11 protein-coding genes are annotated in these 14,068 nt (G+C 65.2%); 7 read left to right on the top strand and 4 right to left on the bottom strand.

From position 1 onward, the window contains the following. Positions 1 to 113 precede the first annotated feature (113 nt). Positions 114 to 902, bottom strand: a complete 789-nt coding sequence (locus M9H71_RS16610; protein ID WP_455406064.1) for an enoyl-CoA hydratase/isomerase family protein — start codon at positions 900 to 902, stop codon at positions 114 to 116. 119 nt (positions 903 to 1,021) lie between these two features. Here M9H71_RS16610 and M9H71_RS16605 point away from each other — a divergent pair, with 119 nt between their 5' ends. Continuing rightward, positions 1,022 to 2,575, top strand: a complete 1,554-nt coding sequence (locus M9H71_RS16605) for a class I adenylate-forming enzyme family protein (RefSeq protein ID WP_455406063.1) — start codon at positions 1,022 to 1,024, stop codon at positions 2,573 to 2,575. A 161-nt stretch (positions 2,576 to 2,736) separates the two neighbouring features. Here the strand turns inward: M9H71_RS16605 and M9H71_RS16600 are convergent, their stop codons facing one another. Then, positions 2,737 to 3,675 carry an IclR family transcriptional regulator gene (locus M9H71_RS16600; RefSeq protein ID WP_455406062.1) on the bottom strand — a complete coding sequence of 313 codons (939 nt, stop codon included), beginning with the start codon at positions 3,673 to 3,675 and terminating at the stop codon, positions 2,737 to 2,739. Positions 3,676 to 3,790: 115 nt separating this feature from the next. On the opposite strand from M9H71_RS16600, the gene M9H71_RS16595 reads away from it, so the two are divergent. From M9H71_RS16595 to M9H71_RS16570, 6 genes are all read left to right on the top strand, one after another. Next, positions 3,791 to 4,651 (top strand): MaoC/PaaZ C-terminal domain-containing protein, encoded by an 861-nt coding sequence (locus M9H71_RS16595; protein WP_455406061.1) that lies wholly within the window; start codon positions 3,791 to 3,793, stop codon positions 4,649 to 4,651. 223 nt (positions 4,652 to 4,874) lie between these two features. Further along, positions 4,875 to 6,119 (top strand): ABC transporter substrate-binding protein, encoded by a 1,245-nt coding sequence (locus M9H71_RS16590; protein WP_455406060.1) that lies wholly within the window; start codon positions 4,875 to 4,877, stop codon positions 6,117 to 6,119. Positions 6,120 to 6,126: 7 nt separating this feature from the next. Then, on the top strand, positions 6,127 to 6,846 hold the full coding sequence (locus M9H71_RS16585; RefSeq protein WP_455406059.1) for an ABC transporter ATP-binding protein: 720 nt from the start codon (positions 6,127 to 6,129) through the stop codon (positions 6,844 to 6,846). Next, positions 6,839 to 7,543: an ABC transporter ATP-binding protein gene (locus tag M9H71_RS16580; RefSeq protein WP_455406058.1), complete on the top strand. Its 705-nt coding sequence runs from the start codon at positions 6,839 to 6,841 to the stop codon at positions 7,541 to 7,543. Before M9H71_RS16585 ends, M9H71_RS16580 begins: the two co-directional genes overlap by 8 nt. Before the next feature lie 10 nt (positions 7,544 to 7,553). After that, entirely contained in the window at positions 7,554 to 8,417 is an 864-nt protein-coding gene (locus M9H71_RS16575; protein WP_164607784.1) for a branched-chain amino acid ABC transporter permease, read from the top strand. Next, the gene (locus M9H71_RS16570) at positions 8,414 to 9,424 is read left to right on the top strand and encodes a branched-chain amino acid ABC transporter permease (protein ID WP_455406057.1); all 1,011 of its coding nucleotides are present in this window, start codon (positions 8,414 to 8,416) and stop codon (positions 9,422 to 9,424) included. Before M9H71_RS16575 ends, M9H71_RS16570 begins: the two co-directional genes overlap by 4 nt. Before the next feature lie 26 nt (positions 9,425 to 9,450). On the opposite strand, the gene M9H71_RS16565 is transcribed toward M9H71_RS16570, so the two are convergent. Both M9H71_RS16565 and M9H71_RS16560 read right to left on the bottom strand, forming a co-directional pair. Then, complete coding sequence (locus M9H71_RS16565; protein WP_455406056.1) at positions 9,451 to 12,609, bottom strand: efflux RND transporter permease subunit; 3,159 nt, start codon at positions 12,607 to 12,609, stop codon at positions 9,451 to 9,453. Continuing rightward, positions 12,606 to 14,000: an efflux RND transporter periplasmic adaptor subunit gene (locus tag M9H71_RS16560; RefSeq protein ID WP_455406055.1), complete on the bottom strand. Its 1,395-nt coding sequence runs from the start codon at positions 13,998 to 14,000 to the stop codon at positions 12,606 to 12,608. The genes M9H71_RS16565 and M9H71_RS16560 overlap by 4 nt, the downstream gene beginning before the upstream one ends. Positions 14,001 to 14,068: the final 68 nt, after the last annotated feature.

Genomic DNA, 14,068 nt, shown 5'->3' with positions numbered 1-14,068 from the left:
GACCAAGTGCCTGTCAGGTCTCGAGAAATTACGGAGGGCGATGCCCTTGAGAAACCTGGTAGCGGGTCCCTCTCCCGCTACCACATTCTCTTCCCTCCCGCGATCATCGTCCTTCAACGCCGAAAGTCCGGTTTGCGCTTCTGCTGAAACGCAGTGACGCCCTCGGCGAACTCGGCGCTGCCGAACGCGACGCCCTGGGCGAAGGCTTCGAGGGCGAAGAATTGTTCGATCGGCTCGAACGCGCCGTTGACCAGCATCTTGGTGAGGCCGAGCGATGTCGCCGGGCCGGCCGCGAGGTCGGTGGCGAGCTTCAGCGCTTCACCCATCAACGCGGCGGCCGGCACCACACGCTTGGCGATGCCGAGCGCCAGCGCTTCGTCTGCCTCGACGCGGCGGTTGGTGAGCAGGATGTCCTTGGCGCGCATCGCGCCGATCGCCCTCGGCAGCGTCAGTGCCAGGCCGAGATCCGGCGCGGCGCCGAGCCCAGGAAACGCGGCCCGAAAATATGCCTGATCGGACATCAGCACGATGTCGCAGAGTAGCGCCAGCGAGAAGCCCGCGCCGGCCGCCGCGCCGTTGACCGCAGCGATCACCGGCTTTTCGGCCGTGAGCAGCATCTGGGCCCAGCCGTGCGTGACTTGCATCCGTCGCCGCACCTGCGGAGCACCGCGCTCGCCCATGTTGTTGATATCACCGCCGGCGCAGAACGACTCCTCGCTGCCGGTGATGACCAGACAGCGCACGGCCGGATCGGTGAGTAATTCCGGGATACGAAGTTCGAGAGGTTGCTTCACCGCCGGCTGCAGCGCATTGCGCGTCGACGGGCTGTTGAGGCGAACCACCATGATGTCGTCATGGCGTTCGAACACGACGGCGTCGCCGCCGGTGGCGTTTGTTGGCATGTTTCCGTCCCAGTTCTGTTTGCGCCGAGCATAGAGCATCGGACTGCCGATTGCGAAAATCATTTTCGCAATGCTACAACGCGTCTCAAGCAACAAGACGGCCAGGGTGGGAGCGCGACATGCAATTGACGGCGGGCTTGCGCAAGGCGGCTGCGTTCCGCGCCGACGAGAGCGCTCTCGTCACGCCCGATCGCAACTTCAGCCACGGCGAATTGCTGGACCGGGTGGCGCGGCTGGCGAGCGTGCTCCGCCGCCTTGGCGTCAAGGCCGGCGAGCGGGTCGCGATCCTCGCGGCCAACGGCAACGAGTACATCGAATGCTATTTCGCGGTGCTGTGGGCTGGCGGCGTCGTGGTCCCGATCAATTCGCGGTTCTCGCTGCCGGAGATGATCGAACAGGTCACCGACGCCGAGCCGTCGGTGCTGGTGTGCGATCGCAGCTTTCTCGACAGCGCCCTGCAGCTCGCCGAGGCGTGTCGCTGCATCAGCGCCGTAATCGCCGCGGCGCAGGGCACCGCTGGGCTGCCGAATGTCCATGACTACGAAGCGGCGCTCGCGGGCCAGAAGCCTTGCGCCGACGCCGGTCGCGGCAGTGACGATCTCGCCTGCCTGTTCTACACCGGCGGGACCACCGGCCGTGCTAAGGGCGTCATGCTCAGCCATCGTAACCTCTGGGTCAATGCGGTGGTGACGTCTTTGTATTTCGGCTTCGACGAAACCACGGTGGCGCTCCACGCCGGTCCGCTGTTCCATCTCGGCGCCGGCGCGCGGGTCTACACCACCTCGATCATGGGCGGACGCCATGTGGTGATCCCGCGGTTCTCGCCCAAGGACGTGCTGGCCGCGATCAGTCGGCACAAGGTGACGGTGGCAACCTTCGTGCCGACGATGCTCGGCATGATCCTGCAATTGCCCGATCTCGACAGCTGCGATCTGTCGAGCCTGAAGCTGATCACCTACGGCGCTTCGCCGATGCCGGAGGCCGTGCTGCAGGAGTGCCTGCGGCGGTTTCCCGCGATCAGGTTCGGCCAATCCTACGGCATGACCGAGCTGTCGCCGGTCGCGACAATTCTGTCCCCCGCCGATCATCTGCCCTCCGCACCGCGGCATCGGTTGCGCTCCGCGGGGCGGCCGATCGTGTCGGCGGAAGTCAGGATCGTCGATGCGAGCGATCGCGAGGTGAGGCCCGGCGAGGTCGGCGAGGTGGTGGTGCGCGGGCCGATGGTAATGGCGGGCTACTGGAAGCAGCCGGAGCTGACCGCGCAGGTGCTGCGCGGCGGCTGGATGCACACCGGCGATTCCGGCCGGTTCGACGCCGACGGCTATTTCTACATCTCCGATCGGATCAAAGACATGATCATCACCGGCGGTGAGAACGTGTATTCGATCGAGGTCGAGAACGCGATCGCGGTGCACCCCGACGTGCTGCAATGCGCTGTGATCGGCATCCCCCATGCGAAATGGGGAGAGGCGGTGCATGCGGTGGTGGTGCGCCGCCCCGGCGCTGCCGTGACCGAGGATGAATTGATTGCGTTCTGCCGCTCGCTGATCGCCGACTACAAATCGCCACGCAGCATCGAATTCCGCGACGATCCGCTGCCGCTCTCGAGCGTCAACAAGATCAACAAGACCGTGCTCCGTGCGCCGTATTGGAGCGACAAGGACCGCGGGTGAACTGAATTTCAGCTTTCAGCGGCGCCTCGCCATGGCGCGTCATTGCGAGGCGTGAAGCGACGAAGCAATCGAGCTCCGTGCACCGCGCCCATGGATGGCTTCGTTTCGCGCGCAATGCCGGAAGGCCTTTGATACACTTCCAAAGCGGTGAAGCATGCACCTCATCCCCCGAGCGCCGCGCTGATCGCCCTGGCGGCGCGGGCGAGCGCCGGGCCGTGTTGCTCGACGAGCTGTTGCTGTGACACCAGGTAGGCCGGGCCGCCGAAGCTCAGAGCGTACACCGGGCCGCCGTTCGGCGGCACGATCGCGGCGCCGACCGCGTTGATGTCCTTGCGCCACTCGCCGGTTGAGACGCAAAAGCCGCCCCGCGATATTTCGCGCATCGATTTGGCGATCGATTTTTCGATTTTCGGCCAATCGGCTCCGTGATGCTGCCGCAACTCGGCGAGCAGCGCGTGCCGCTCGCCGTCGTCGATCGTCGCCAGATAGGCCTTGCCTAGCGAGGTGGTCGCGATCGGCACGCGCGAGCCCGGCGGCAATCGCAGACCGATCAACGCATCGCTCTCGCAGCTCTCGATGTTCAGCATCATCAGCCGCTCGCGGGTGCCGAGACCGACGTGAAGCTGGCTGTCTTCGGCGAGCTTGGTCATGATCGGCAGCGCCGCTTTGCGGACGTCGAGATTGGCAAGTGCCGCATAGCTCAGCGCCAGCGCCCGCGCACCGAGCTGATAGGTCGCCGAGCGCGCCTCGTAGGTGAGATAGCCGATCTGAATCAGCGTATGCGTCATCCGCGAGATCGTCGGCTTCGGAAGGCCGGTGCGCTCGGCGAGTTCCTGATTGCCGAGCGCACGGTCGCCGGCGCGAAATGCGCCGAGCACTTCGAGGCCGCGCGCTAGCGCGGAGACGAACAGCCGGCCCCCGGCATCGTCGCGATCGGCGGCGTCCGCGCGCGGTCTGCGCGCGGCGCGCTGCAGCGATTGCCGTTCGGCGCGGCGCTGCGCGCGTTCCTCGGTGCCGGCGGCAGCAGACCGCTTCGCGTTTGTCCCGCCGCCGGGACGCTTGGCGGCTCCGGGCCGGCGCGTGGTTGTCTTTGCCGCCATGATGGTGTGTTCCGTGCGGCGCTGCCGCGGGTGATCAGCGCGAAAATCGATTTCGCATATTGTGCGACCGTCGCCGCGGTGGCAAGCTGCACAAAAAACAAGAGGAAGCGGAAGGATGCCCATCGACCCCGCGCGCTTGCGCAACTGGCCCATTCCCGAGATCGAGCAGAGCTACACCGAGCGCGACACCATGCTGTACGCGTTGGGCGTCGGCTATGGCGACGATCCGCTCGCCGCCGGGCAGCTTCGTTACGTGTACGAGCAGAATCTGCAGGTCCTGCCGTCGATGTCGGTGGTGCTGGGCTATCCGGGATTCTGGCTCGGCAATGAAGAGACCGGCGTCGATTGGCGCAAGGTGCTGCACGGCGAACAGGGCTTCGAGATCTTCAAGCCGCTGCCGCCGAAAGCGACGGTGGTCGGCCGCTCGCGTGTCACCGGTCTGTTCGACAAAGGTGCCGGCAAAGGCGCCGTGCTGCTGTCGGAGCGTGATGTGGTCGACAAGGCGACCGGCGAATTGTTGTGCCGTCTGAGTGCGACCACGATGTTGCGCGGCGACGGCGGATTCGGCGGGCCGTCGGGGCCACTGCCTGTGCCGCACGCACTGCCGGAGCGCGCACCCGATTTGTCATTGCGGATCGCGACCTCGCCGCGCGCCGCGCTGTTGTATCGGCTTTCCGGCGATTACAATCCGCTGCACGCCGATCCTGAAGTTGCGCGCAAGGCCGGCTTCGACAAGCCGATTTTGCACGGGCTGTGCAGTTTCGGCGTGGTGTGCCGCGCGCTGGTCGAGCTGTGCTGCGACGGCGATCCGACGCGTCTGACCAAGATGCAGGCGCGGTTCTCGTCGCCAGTCTATCCGGGCGAAACCATCGTCACCGAAGTCTGGAGCGAGGCGGAGGCGCAAGTTTCATTCCGCGCCAAAGTGGCTGAGCGCGATGTCGTCGTCATCAACAATGGCCTCGCCACCGTTCGGTGACGCAACCGGCATTATTCCGTGTGCAGGGAAATGTCTGCACTAACCTAAGGCGTGTGACGAAGGCGTTTCGCACTCGCAGTCGCGCGAGAACTGCGTCGCCACAACGCTGACTGGTAGTTCGGTCGAATATGTAGTTCGCCGGAGTTTAGAGATGACTTTCGTCGGGCATTGCGTATAAGTCCGCCGACTTCGCAGCAGTAATGAACAACAAAGAGGAACGCCCGTGTCCATTTCCCGACGTTCATTTGGAATCGGTGCGACCGGTCTGGTGCTCGGAACGGTCGCAGCACCTTGGGTTCGCAACGCCAGTGCGGAGCCAGCGCCGATCAAGATCGGTGTGATCAATTCGATGAGCGGCGGGCTGTCCGCCTATGCGCAGGAAGGCAAGCCTGCGTTCGATTACATCATCGATCAGATCAACAAGAACGGCGGCATCAAGAGCAAAGATGGCGCGAAGATTCAGTTGTTGCAGGCCGACGATGCCAGCCAGCCGGCGCGGACCGCGACCGAAGCACGCCGACTGATCACTGAAGAGAAAGTGCCGCTGCTCACCGGTACCATCCTCAGCGCGCAGATGCTGGCCCTGACGCCGGTGCTCGACGAGCTGAAGGTTCCGACGCTGTCGATCTGGGCCGGTGGCGCCAAGTCGACCTACATGTACTCGCTCGGCTATCCCTACGACCGCGGCTACGCCCAGTCGATGCACGACTTCATCGTGTCGCTGCGCGACAACGACAAGTTCGCGATCAAGACCGCGGTGATGTGCTATTCGAACTACGAGGCCGGCCAGCAGGTCAACAAGTTCCTGGTCGAGAAGCTGAAGGCGAGCGGCATCGAGGTGATCGGCGAGGCGCCGCTTGACACCAAGGCGCAGGACCAGACCTCGGCGATGATCCGCATCCGTTCGCTGAAGCCCGACGTCGTCACCGGGCTGGTGACGCCGCGCGACGGCATCCTCATGCATCAGGCGCGCTACAACCTCAACTACCAGGGCAGCCTGTTCGTCGGCGGCACCGGCGGCTATTCGGACCTGTCGCTGTGGAAAGACCTCGGGCCCGAGATCGGCAAGGCGGTGCTGACCCGCAATCTGTTCGGCATGACCGGCTTCAGCCCCGGCGCCAAGATGGAGTCGATGCAGAAGATCATCGCCGAGCTGCGCGACGTCGCCAAGCTCGATCGCATCGGCCAGGGTGCGATCCAATATGCCCAGGGCGCGCGCGTGCTGCAGCAGGTGCTGGAGAACGCCAAGTCGCTCGATCCCGACGCGCTGCTCGACGCGTTCAAGAGCTTCAGGATTCCGTTCGGCGACCCGCATCTCTACGTCGCCAAGCCGAAGGGATTGCAGTTCGCCGACGACCGGCTGCTCACCGACGGTTCGGCGATGATGATCCAGTGGATGCCGGATCAGAGCCAGGAAGTCGTGTACCCGAAGGAGTTCGCGCAGGCAGCTCCGCGTCCCAAGAGCTGATCCGGCCGTGGCCCTTCTCGAAGTCGACAATGTCAGCAAACGCTTCGGCGGCCTGCTCGCGCTGAACGACGTGTCGTTCAGCGTCGAGAAGGGCGAGATCCTCGGCATCATCGGGCCGAACGGCGCCGGCAAGACGACGCTGTTCAGCGTCATCTCCGGCTTTGCGCCGCCGTCGAGCGGCGAGGTGCGGTTCGACGGCCAGCGCATCACCGGCATTTCGCCGGACCGGCTGACGCGGCGCGGCCTGGTGCGCAGCTTCCAGCTCGTCCAGACTTTTGCCGACATGACGACGCTCGAGGTCGTCACCACCGCGGCACTGACGCGACGGCCGATCCGCGAGGCGACCGACTACGCCGCAGCGGTGCTGGCCCGGGTCGGGCTCGGCGGCAAGCTCGACGAGACGCCGGCGACGCTGTCGCTGCAGGACAAGAAGCTGCTCGAAGTCGCCAAATGCGTCGCGACCGATCCGCAGTGCATCCTGCTCGACGAGGTGATGGCCGGCCTCACCATGGCCGAGACCGAAGCGCCGATGCAGATCATCCGCGAGCTCAACCAGTCCGGCGTCACCATCGTGATGGTCGAGCACGTCATGCCGGTGATCATGCGGATGGCCACCCGGATGGTGGTGATCAATTTCGGCGAGAAGATCGGCGAAGGCACGCCGGACGAGATCATCAAAGATCAGAAAGTCATCGACGCGTATTTCGGGGAGCACCTCGATGCTTGAGGTCGAAGGGCTGGTCGCCGGCTATGGCGGCACGCCGATGCTGCGCGACGTCTCGGTGCGGCTCGCCGCCGGCGAGATCGTCGGCCTGCTCGGCGCCAACAATGCCGGCAAGACCACGCTGATCAACTGCCTGTCGGGGATCGTGCAGCCGATGTCCGGTCGGCTCGTGTTCGACGGCCAGGACGTCACCCGCGCCACCGCGCGCGAACGCGTCGAGCTCGGCATCATCCAGGTGCCGGAAGGGCGGCTGGTGTTCCCGGAGATGAGCATCCGCGAGAACCTGCTGCTCGGCGGCTTCTGCGATCGCGCGCGGCCGCATCGGCCGGCGCAGATGGAAAAGGTGCTCGAACTGTTTCCGCGGCTGAAGGAGCGGCTGACGCAAGCCGCCGGCACGCTGTCCGGCGGCGAGCAGCAGATGCTGGCGATCGGCCGCGGGCTGATGGCCGAGGCACGCGTGCTGATGCTGGACGAGCCGTCGCTCGGCCTGTCGCCGCTGTTCGTGCAGTACATTTTCGAGATCATCGACAAGCTGCACAAGGATGGCCTGACCATGCTCCTGGTCGAACAGAATCTCAATCTGACGCTGCGCCACGCCCAGCGCTGCTACGTGCTCGAGCGCGGGCAGATCGCGGTCGAAGGCGACGCCGACATCGTGAAGAACGACCCGCGCACGCGGCAGGCCTATCTGGGACTGTGAGGAGAATGAAGTGAGCGAGTTCTGGCAGGCCTTGGCGCAAGGCGTTCTGATCGGCAGCACCTACGGGCTGCTGGCGCTGGGCATGGGGCTGGTGTACGGCGTGTCCGGCATCGTCAACTTCGCCCATGGCGACTTCATCTCGCTGGCGATGTTCATGTCGCTGGCGCTGTTCTCGGCATTCGCGCTGGATCCTTACGTGTCGGCGCTGATCACCATTCCGGTGATGGCGCTGATCGGCGGCCTGGTCTACCGCTATCTGTTACGGCCGATGGCCGGGCACCAGTTCCTGATGATCGTGCAGCTCACGCTGGGCCTCAGCCTGGTGATTCAGAACGGCATTCTGATGGTGTTCGGCGGACAGCCGGCGCGGACGCCGTCGATCGTCGAGTCCAAGCTGATCATCCTCGGCGACGTCGTGTTGCGGCTGCCGCATCTGATCGCGTTCGTCGTCGCTTTCGCGATGGCGATCGGGTTGTACGTGATGCTGCGCTCGACCGATTTCGGTCGCTCGATCCGCGCGGTGCACCAGAATGCGCGGGCGGCGGCGCTGATGGGCGTTGATGTCGGCCGCGTCCAGGTCGTCACCTTCGCGATCGGCGTCGGCATTCTCGCGGTCGCCGCGGCGCTGCTGCTGCCGGGTACGCCGATCACGCCGACCCAGGGCTTGCAGTACACGGTGATCACGCTGCTGGTCGTGGTGCTCGGCGGCATGACCAATTTCGTCAGCATCATGCTCAGCGGGCTGGTGATCGGTCTCTCCGAAGCGTTCGGTCAGATCTACGTGTCGGACACGCTCGGGCGGTTGGTGCCCTATGCGATCTTCGTGCTGATCATGCTGTTCCGGCCGCAGGGCTTGACCTGGAGGACGTCATGATCGGCAAAGGCTTCTACCAGACCCTGGCGTCGCCTTGGCTATGGGGTGTGTTGGCCGTCGCGGCCTGCCTGCCACTGGTGTTGAACAGCTACCATCTGCATCTTTTGACCCTGGCGCTGGTCTATGTGGCGCTGGCGTCCGCGTGGAACATCGTCGGCGGCATGGCAGGCCAGATCTCGCTGGCGCACAGCCTGTTCATCGGCACCGGCGCGATGCTGTCGACAGCTCTGCTGCTCAAGTTCGGCATCAACATGTGGGCGGGGCTGGTGATTTCCGCGGCGATCTCGGGCGCGCTCGGTGCGATGATCGCCTGGATCGATTTTCGGTTCCAGCTCGGCCATTTGTCGTTCGTGCTGATCACGCTGGCGTTCGCCGAGATGGGGGCGATCATCGTCGAGGGCTGGGAATTCCTCGGCGGCGCTTCCGGCCTGCTGCTGCCGCGTGACACCGGCGACTTGCTGGCGTTCCAGTTCGGTGGCGGCCACGGTGCGTTCTGGGTGATGCTCGGGCTCGCGGCCATCATCGTGCTGGTCAACGTCGCGATCCTCAACGCGCCGCTCGGCTACTATTTGCGCACGATCCGCGATAACGAGAAAGCCGCGCAGGCGATCGGCGTCAACGTGCTGCGCCACAAGATCACCGCGATGACGATCTCAGCGGTGCTGACTTCGATCGTCGGCACCTGCTATGTGCGCTACCTCACTTTCGCGGATCCGTATCTGTTGGCGACGCCGACCATCACCATCGAGATCGTGCTGTTCGCCACGGTCGGCGGGCTTGGCCGCGCCTTCGGTCCGGCGCTCGGAGCGCTGCTGTTGGTGCCGCTCGGCGAGGTGCTGCGCGGCCAGCTCGGCGGCGCGGTGCCGGGGCTGCACTACTTCATCTACGGCGTTGTCGTGATTGTAGTGATCCTTGCCACTCCGCGCGGCCTGTTGCCGCTCGCCGAGCGGGCGTGGCGCGGCCTGCGCCGCCGCGGCTCCGAGCCGCGGTCGGCGTCTGTGTCGTAAAGCCCGAGAGGCTGCGGGCCGGGAGATTATTCTCCCGGCAGCAGTGCTGCTCCCGCGGTGCGGCGGCTCGCGGCGCGGTTCAGTTTGAAGCCTTCGATGAGGCCGTAGATCGCCGGGATCACGATCAGCGTCAGCAGCGTCGACGACACCATGCCGCCGATCATCGGCACCGCTATCCGCTGCATGATCTCCGATCCCGTGCCGCTGCTCCACAGGATCGGCAGCAGGCCGGCCATGATCGCCACCACGGTCATCATCTTCGGCCGGACGCGTTCGACCGCGCCCTCCATGATCGCCCCCTGCAGATCGCGCTGCGTCAGGCTTCGGCCCTCGGCTGCGCACTTCGCCTTGGCGGCGGCGAGCGCGTGGTCGAGATAGATCAGCATCACGACGCCGGTCTCGGCGGCGACGCCGGCCAACGCGATGAAGCCGACCGCCACCGCCACCGAGAGGTCGAAGCCGAGCCCCCACATCAGCCACAACCCGCCGACCAGCGCGAACGGCAGCGACAGCATCACGATCAGCGTCTCGGTCAGCGAGCGGAAGTTCAGGTACAGCAGCAGGAAGATGATCGCGAGCGTCAGCGGCACCACGATCTTCAGCCGCGCGGTGGCGCGTTCGAGATACTCGTACTGTCCGCTCCAGGTCACATAGGTGCCGGGCGGGAAACTGACGCCGGCCTGCACCGCCTGCTTGGCATCTGCGACGTAGCCGCCGAGATCGCGGTCGCGAATGTCGACATAGATGTAGGTCGCGAGCTGACCGTTCTCGGTGCGGATCGCGGTCGGGCCGCGCGTCGGGTTCACCGTTGCGACTTCGCCGAGTGGTACGGCGCCGCCCGCCGGCAACGGCACCAGCACATCGCGGGCGATCGCGTGCGGATCGTCGCGCAGTTCGCGAGGATAGCGCATGTTGACGGTGAAACGCTGCCGCCCTTCGACCGTGGTGGTCACGGTCTGGCCGCCGAGTGCGGTGGCGATGGTGTCGTGTACGTCCTGAATCGCCATGCCGTAACGCGCCAGTGCGGCACGATCCGGGGATATTTCCAGATAGTAGCCGCCGATGGCGCGCTCTGCGTAGGCCGAGGAAGTACCGGGAACGGTCTTGAGCACCTGTTCGACCTGTTTGGCGAGGCGATCGATCTCGACCAGATCGGTGCCCATCACCTTGACGCCGACTGGGGTGCGGATGCCGGTCGACAGCATGTCGATCCGCGCCTTGATTGGCATCGTCCAGGCGTTGGAGACGCCGGGGAATTGCAGCGCCTTGTCCATCTCGGCGATGAGCTTGTCGGTGGTCAGGCCGTCGCGCCATTGCTCTTTAGGCTTGAGATTAATCACCGTCTCGAACATCTCGGTCGGCGCCGGGTCGGTCGCGGTCGCGGCTCGGCCGGCCTTGCCGTACACCGAGACGACTTCGGGGAAACCGCGGATGATGCGGTCCTGGATCTGCAACAGTTCGGCGGCCTTGGTAATGGACAGACCGGGCAGGGTGGTCGGCATGTAGAGCAGCGTGCCTTCGTCGAGCGAGGGCATGAACTCGGTGCCGAGCTGGCGCGCGGGCCAGACCGAGACGCCGAGCACCATCAGCGCCAGCACGATCACCAGCGTCTTGGCGCGCAGCACGCCCCGGATCACCGGGCGATAGATCCAGATCAGCGCGCGGTTGATGATGTTGCGGTGTTCCGGCACGATCCTGCCGCGGACGAAGATCACCATCAGCGCCGGCACCAGCGTCACCGACAATAGTGCCGCCGCCGCCATCGCAAACGTCTTGGTGAAGGCGAGCGGCCCGAACAGCCGGCCCTCCTGCGACTCCAGCGTGAAGATCGGCAGGAACGACACGGTGATGATCAGGAGACTGAAGAACAGTGCCGGTCCGACCTCGGACGCCGCCTCGATCAGGATCGTGACGCGCGATTTGCCCGGCTCGGCGCGTTCGAGATGTTTGTGGGCGTTCTCGATCATCACGATTGCGGCGTCGACCATGGCACCGATCGCTATCGCGATGCCGCCCAGGCTCATGATGTTGGAGCCGAGCCCGAGCAGCTTCATCGCCGCGAACGCCATCAGCACGCCGACCGGCAGCATCAGGATCGCCACCAGTGCGCTGCGGACGTGCAGCAGAAATACGATGCACACTACGGCGACGACCAGGCTCTCTTCCAGCAGGGTGTGCTTCAGTGTGTCGATCGCGCTGTAGATCAGCGTCGAGCGATCGTACACCGGCACGATCTCGACCGACTTCGGCAGGCTGCTGGCGATCTCCTGGAATCGTTTCTTGACGTGTTCGATCACGTCGAGCGCGTTGACGCCGAAGCGTTGCAGTACGATGCCACTGGCGACTTCACCTTCGCCGTTGAGCTCGGCGATGCCGCGCCGTTCGTCCGGGCCTAGTTCGACGCGGGCGACGTCCTTCAGCAGAACCGGCGTGCCGCCGCTAGCCTTGAGCACGATATTGCCGAGGTCGTTGATGTCCTTGATGTAGCCCTTGCCGCGGATGACGTATTCGAATTCGGAGAGTTCGACGGTGCGCCCGCCGACGTCGGCGTTCGAGGCGCGGATGGCCTCGCGCATCCGCGCCATGGTGATGCCGCGATCGCGCATCCGCTGCGGATCGAGCACCACGTTGTACTGCTTGACGAAGCCGCCGATGCTGGCGACCTCGGCAACGCCTTCGGCCTTGGCGAGCGCAAAGCGCAGATTCCAATCCTGGATCGAGCGGGTGTCGGCAAGGTTCAGCTCCTTGGACATTACCGCGTATTGATAGACCCAGCCGACGCCGGTCGCGTCCGGGCCGATGCTCGGGGCGACGCCGGCCGGCAGTCGCGACGCTGCTCCGTTGAGGAACTCCAGCACCCGCGATCGGGCCCAATAGATGTCGGTGCCGTCCTCGAAGATCACATAGACGAACGACACGCCGAAGAACGAGAAGCCGCGCACCACCTTGGATTTTGGTACCGTCAGCATCGCGGTTGTGAGTGGATAGGTGACCTGATCCTCGATCACCTGCGGCGCCTGTCCGGGGTATTCGGTGTAGACGACGACTTGAGTGTCGGAGAGATCGGGGATCGCGTCGAGCGGCAGATGCAGCAGGGCGTAGAGGCCCGCGGCGGCAGCGAAGCCGGTGCCGAACAGCACCAGCAACAGATTGCGTGCCGACCAGGCGATGATGCGGGCGATCATGGCTTGGCTCCGGCGTGATCGTGCTCATGGGTATGGGACGACGCGGGCGCATCGGCGCTCGGAGCGTTCGCGGCTTCGGCAAAGCCCTTGAGCGCCGCCTTCAGATTGCTCTCCGCGTCGATCAGGAAGTTGGCGGAGGTGACCACTGCTTCGCCTTTGTCAACGCCGTCTTTGACTTCGACGATGCCGTCGCCGCGGCGCCCGAGCGTCACGGCGCGCGGCTCGAACCGGCCGTCGCCCTTGTCGATCAGCACGATGCGGCGGCTGCCGCTGTCGAGCACCGCCGATGTCGGAATCGTCAGCACCGGCGCGTCGCCGGCGGTGTCGATCTCGGCATCGACATACATGTCCGGCAATAGCGTCAGGTCGGGATTGGCGAGCTCGACCCGCAGCCGCGTGGTGCGGGTATCGCGATTGACCTGTGGATAGATCACCGCGACCGTGCCGGACAGTGCGCGATCCGGAAAGGCGCGAGCCCTGATCGTGACCTTTTGCCCGACAGACAGCGTGCCGAGATCGCGTTCGGCGACGTCGATCAGTGCCCACACCGTCGAGATGTCGGCGATCCGAAACAGCACGTCGCCGACATTGGCGCGCATGCCCTCGGTGGCGTTGCGCTCCAGCACGAGGCCGTCGCGTGGTGCACGCCATTGGATTCGAACAGGAGCGGTCCGGGTGCGTTCGAGTTCTGCGATGGCTTCCTCGGGTACGTCGAGGTTCAGAAGTCGCTGCCGCGAGCCGCGTCCGTACGCCTCGATGGTGCCGGTGGTCTTCGATTTGATCGTCGACAGATACTCTGCAGCGGCCGAGCTGATCGCCGAGCTGTAGATCTGCATCAGCGGCTGGCCGGCCTTGACGAAGCTGCCGGTGGTGATGTCGGCGATCTTCTCGACGAAGCTCTCGCTGCGCATTGTGATCACCGAGACGCGGCGCTCGTCGAGCTGGATCACGCCCGGCGCCTTCACCAGCACATGGAGTGCGCGGCGTTCGGCCGGTTCGGATTTGACGCCGCTGCGCTGGATTTTGCCGGGGGAGAGCTTGACCGTGCCGTCGGCACTGTCTTCGCCCTCATAGACCGGGACGTAGTCCATCCCCATCGAGTCCTTCTTCGGGACCTTGGAGACGTCGGGCAACCCCATCGGGTTGCGGTAGTACAGGATCTTCCGGCTCGGATCGGGCGCGGGCTTCGGCGCCGGTTGTGCCGAGGGCTCGTCCGCCTCGTAGACCGGCAGATAGGCGCGGCCTTGGGCGTCGGTTTTCGGCGTCGCCGACCACCGTGGTGCCCCGGAGGGATCGCGGTAGTACAGCGGCGACCGCTCGTCAGCGGCGGCCGGCGCGGCGAGACAAAGTCCGATCAGAAGCAGCAGGGATGGTGAGCGCAGCTTAGCCATGACGTGCACCGTCGCGCGCCGCGAGGGCGCAGTTCGAATGTCGGGAGAAGTGAAGGACGGCGGCGCCG

This window comes from Rhodopseudomonas parapalustris (assembly GCF_053772255.1).
The sequence above is the reverse complement of the archived record's forward strand: the minus strand, read 5'-3'. Positions and strand labels throughout refer to the sequence as shown.

Bases quoted from the DNA above. Each gene is read 5' to 3' on its own strand.
- M9H71_RS16600 (WP_455406062.1), bottom strand. From the start codon at position 3,675: ATGGCGGCAAAGACAACCACGCGCCGGCCCGGAGCCGCCAAGCGTCCC.
- M9H71_RS16570 (WP_455406057.1), top strand. From the start codon at position 8,414: ATGATCGGCAAAGGCTTCTACCAGACCCTGGCGTCGCCTTGGCTATGG.
- M9H71_RS16580 (WP_455406058.1), top strand. From the start codon at position 6,839: ATGCTTGAGGTCGAAGGGCTGGTCGCCGGCTATGGCGGCACGCCGATG.
- M9H71_RS16605 (WP_455406063.1), top strand. From the start codon at position 1,022: ATGCAATTGACGGCGGGCTTGCGCAAGGCGGCTGCGTTCCGCGCCGAC.
- M9H71_RS16560 (WP_455406055.1), bottom strand. From the start codon at position 14,000: ATGGCTAAGCTGCGCTCACCATCCCTGCTGCTTCTGATCGGACTTTGT.
- M9H71_RS16565 (WP_455406056.1), bottom strand. From the start codon at position 12,609: ATGATCGCCCGCATCATCGCCTGGTCGGCACGCAATCTGTTGCTGGTG.
- M9H71_RS16595 (WP_455406061.1), top strand. From the start codon at position 3,791: ATGCCCATCGACCCCGCGCGCTTGCGCAACTGGCCCATTCCCGAGATC.
- M9H71_RS16610 (WP_455406064.1), bottom strand. From the start codon at position 902: ATGCCAACAAACGCCACCGGCGGCGACGCCGTCGTGTTCGAACGCCAT.